General features: G+C 37.9%; 6 protein-coding genes. All 6 read right to left on the bottom strand.

The window, feature by feature from the left end; genetic code table 11:
• The coding region (locus tag IQ457_RS12895) for a protein rep (RefSeq protein WP_200663786.1) at positions 1-790 on the bottom strand (790 nt) is incomplete at its 3' end.
• Positions 791-916: 126 nt separating this feature from the next.
• Positions 917-1171 carry a hypothetical protein gene (locus tag IQ457_RS12900; RefSeq protein WP_200663788.1) on the bottom strand — a complete coding sequence of 85 codons (255 nt, stop codon included), beginning with the start codon at positions 1169-1171 and terminating at the stop codon, positions 917-919.
• Entirely contained in the window at positions 1164-1463 is a 300-nt protein-coding gene (locus tag IQ457_RS12905) for a hypothetical protein (protein ID WP_200663789.1), read from the bottom strand. Before IQ457_RS12905 ends, IQ457_RS12900 begins: the two co-directional genes overlap by 8 nt.
• A complete protein-coding gene (locus tag IQ457_RS12910) occupies positions 1463-1819 on the bottom strand; it encodes a hypothetical protein (RefSeq protein WP_200663791.1) in 357 nt (118 codons plus the stop codon). The genes IQ457_RS12905 and IQ457_RS12910 overlap by 1 nt, the downstream gene beginning before the upstream one ends.
• A 373-nt stretch (positions 1820-2192) precedes the next feature.
• Positions 2193-3014: a site-specific integrase gene (locus IQ457_RS12915; RefSeq protein WP_200663793.1), complete on the bottom strand. Its 822-nt coding sequence runs from the start codon at positions 3012-3014 to the stop codon at positions 2193-2195.
• On the bottom strand, positions 3007-3416 hold a 410-nt coding region (locus tag IQ457_RS12920), incomplete at its 5' end, for a hypothetical protein (RefSeq protein ID WP_207161753.1). The genes IQ457_RS12920 and IQ457_RS12915, both read right to left, overlap by 8 nt.

Here is a 3416-nt window from a genome sequence, read left to right on the forward strand (position 1 = left end):
CTTTTTTCTCTGACTTACTATCTACTGTATCAATATCTATTTTTGTAGGTTTGACACGTCTAACATCGACAATAAAGCTATCACCAGTGATCGAGAGCCATTGTTCAGAGAGTTTGTCTTTATCTATCCAATCATCAACTAGCAAAATCATATGTAAATGAGGATGCCAACCTTTACCGTTATTGGTTATTTCATAAGCAAAAACGATACCGTGAGCCTTACATAACTCATTATGACCACGCCCTTTTTTTAACCAGTCACGTCTACGGCTTTGGAGAGTCTTAAAGGAATCTTTCAAATGATTAAAACGTTCTTTTAAGTCATCGCCATTTTTTACAGTAAGTGTTACAAATACTGGTTTTAAATTAGGATGTTCTTTGAGTATGTGAACCATCTTGTCATGATAAGCAGTAGCTTGTTTACTAGCTCTGATAGCAGAACAAAAAGGGCATAGCATGTGTTTTTTACAGGTCTTGAGACCTGATAGCTTATATTTATCTAACGTGTAGTAATGTTTGAATAGCAGGTAGTTAGCGCAACCTGACAGAGTATTAGCAAAGTGAATAAAGCGTTTAGCCATTAAATCACCCATAGGTGTATCCAATGATAAGCACTCATCATTTTGAGCATATAACCAATTAGACATATCTTTAGATTGCTGGCGCAAATGCCCAAATCGTGTTATTCTAGCTCTGTGTTTAGCATTGCTATCCACTGTTATTTCTAGACCCTGTTCTGATGCCTGCTCCGCTAAAAGCTCATCATTACGGGGTTTTTTATTGTCTATCATTCCGTAATTCCTTATAAAGTGTCCCCACTTTAATTCCATAGTATCAAGTGAAAGAAAAACCGCTGATTTCTTAATTATTTTTTTGTGCATCGCAAAAAAAATAATTAAGAAATCAGCGGTTAGTTGCTACTGCTCCAAAGGTATTCCGAGCTGTTCCAATATATCTTTAATTATTTCGATTTTACCTTGTCGAACCTGAATACAAGCAAGTAAATGTGTCTGATCTGGATACTCACTAGGCATAGTAAGCTTTTTTCTTAAATCAGCTATTGCCTCTTGATGTTCATAAATAGTGTCGGTGAACAATTCATCGACAGCATATAAATTCTTTTCAGTTATTTGCACTTCGTGTATTTCACCATGAGGTATAAAATCAGTCATGCTTGGAACCCTCAACATAAGGCTTAGAGCCTTTTTTGATAGAAAATATAATAGTACCTTTGCTTGGAGAGAAAGCTCCAATGTCAACAGTGACATTTTTACCTTTAAGCGGTATCCAGTCTTTTAAATCATCAACTTTTAAATCGACCAATTCCTGCTTAGTATCACCATTCGGTAATACAGCAGCACCTAATAATTGAACTTTATGGCGTTCCTCATATTCTTCACCATCTTTGTTCTTACCACCTGCTTGAGTGAACGTATTCACTACTAAACCTGTCATCTGAAGCATTATTTTTGCCCCTTTTTAAGATGCTCATTAGTCCATTCCTCACGGATTAGACATTCGGCATTAAATAAAGTCTCAGAGTTTTCCTCTTTGGCATTTTCCATAATCGCGCCATAGGCAACTTCTATTAAATCATTGATAACTAAGTTCATGCTATTACCTGACAAATCAGCTAATGCTTTGACCCTAGGATAATTATTAGCATTGAGCCGAACACTCATAGCCTTTTCCATACCCATATAATCAGATTTATAGTTACCAGTTATACCACCAATAAGCATCATTAAACGCTGTTCATGCGGTGGACGTTCTTCAAAATGGATTGGGTCACCATCATAATGTTGTTTAGTTAGTTTCATATTTGAACCTTTAGTTAGTTTAGGTAATTTTGGTTTTTGGTTTATTTCGTGAACCATTAGATAATACGACTTTATAATATCGTTTGCAATGGTTTATTGACAGTTAATTATTCATGCAATGCTGAACGCTTACCCTCGGCGAAAAGATGCCGAGCGCGCTATCAGCCATAAAGTGATGGGTCTCTATCGTTTCTTATCAAAAAGCTGTTAACTGGAGGGCAGAGGGTTCAGAGAAATTGCATGGGTAGGTTTTCCGCACGATAGACTTGGGCAGTTGCCAAGTCGTAAGTGCGCATTTTAAAAGATTGGGATAGGTGGCACGCCGTTTCTACACGAAGTGAGAAACGTCTAAGCGTGCCTTATAAATTAATCGTTAATTGAGTAAATCCACAGCATTGACATATTGGGCATAATCCAAATGAGCGTATCGCATTGTGCTCTCAATATCACCGTGTCCTAACAAATCCTTGATGGTATAAATACCAACACCCTTCTGGATTAACCAAGACGCATAAGTATGCCTAAGATCGTACATAGTGCAGTTAACCCCAGCACGCTGCTTGCATCTAGCAAAGGATTTTGTGAAGGTTGTATAAGCCTTGCCAGTTCTTTGATTAGTAAATACATGCCGACCATGAGCTTTTTTCTGTCTATCAAGTAATAGCCTAAGCGCTGTATCATTCAAATACTTATACATAGTTCTCTTTGACTTACTGTAGTGATTTCTGACGACAAACTGCTTTTTGTCTAAATGTACGTTCGCCCATTCTAGGGTTAGTAGCTCTACCGGTCTACAACCTGTCATTGTCAAAAGCACAATAAAGTCATGCAAGTCTGTGTTGCCTGTCTCCAATGCACCTTGCAAGAGCCGTTCATATTCCTGCCTGTTCAAATAATTAGCCACATAGTCAGACTCGGTAAACTTCACACGTTCAAAGACGTTATTAATTTTCAACTCATAATCACTATTAACAAGGTTTACAGCAGCCCTTGCAAAACTTAGCTCACGATTTATGGTTGCATTGGTGACATCTTCACGTCTTGTAAGAGCATAAGCCTTCACATGGTGCTTTCTTAAATCTTGCAGATTATAAGCATCAAAATACATTAAATTATCTGCCCGATACTGGTACTTATTTTTGGTCAAATGGTATGCCTGATAATAAGCGATGACTTCACTAAGTTTATTAAACATGGTCTACCTCCAATATTCGACTAGTTTCCCCAGTTTCAGGGTTAGTAATCACAATATAGGAGGGGAGCACCTCACCACTTTCATTATATTCACTAAGTGCGTCCCCTAAATTATCAATAGAAACTTCACCAAGTGGCACATCTTTCATAAACTGAACAGAATATCCAACCCCCTTCAAAAATTGGTAAAGAATGAGCATAAACGGCGCGTCATCGGCGATTATGTCATCAGTCATAGTGTTGGGTACTTCAACACCTCGAAATAGCCCTATAGAGCCTTGCAGTCGCGTTAACCGCCCTGTTGGTGATAATGTTTCGTGAGCTATCCATATTTGATAATGGGTCAACTCCGTAAACTTCATGGCGTATTTAAATACTTCCATGAACCCTTCGCTATAATCCT

This window comes from Psychrobacter sp. M9-54-1 (assembly GCF_016613355.1).
GTDB classification, from domain to species: Bacteria; Pseudomonadota; Gammaproteobacteria; order Pseudomonadales; family Moraxellaceae; genus Psychrobacter; species Psychrobacter faecalis.

Coding starts and splice junctions, on each gene's coding strand:
- IQ457_RS12900 (WP_200663788.1), bottom strand. CDS start 1,171: ATGACTGATTTTATACCTCATGGTGAAATACACGAAGTGCAAATAACT.
- IQ457_RS12905 (WP_200663789.1), bottom strand. CDS start 1,463: ATGCTTCAGATGACAGGTTTAGTAGTGAATACGTTCACTCAAGCAGGT.
- IQ457_RS12910 (WP_200663791.1), bottom strand. CDS start 1,819: ATGAAACTAACTAAACAACATTATGATGGTGACCCAATCCATTTTGAA.
- IQ457_RS12915 (WP_200663793.1), bottom strand. CDS start 3,014: ATGTTTAATAAACTTAGTGAAGTCATCGCTTATTATCAGGCATACCAT.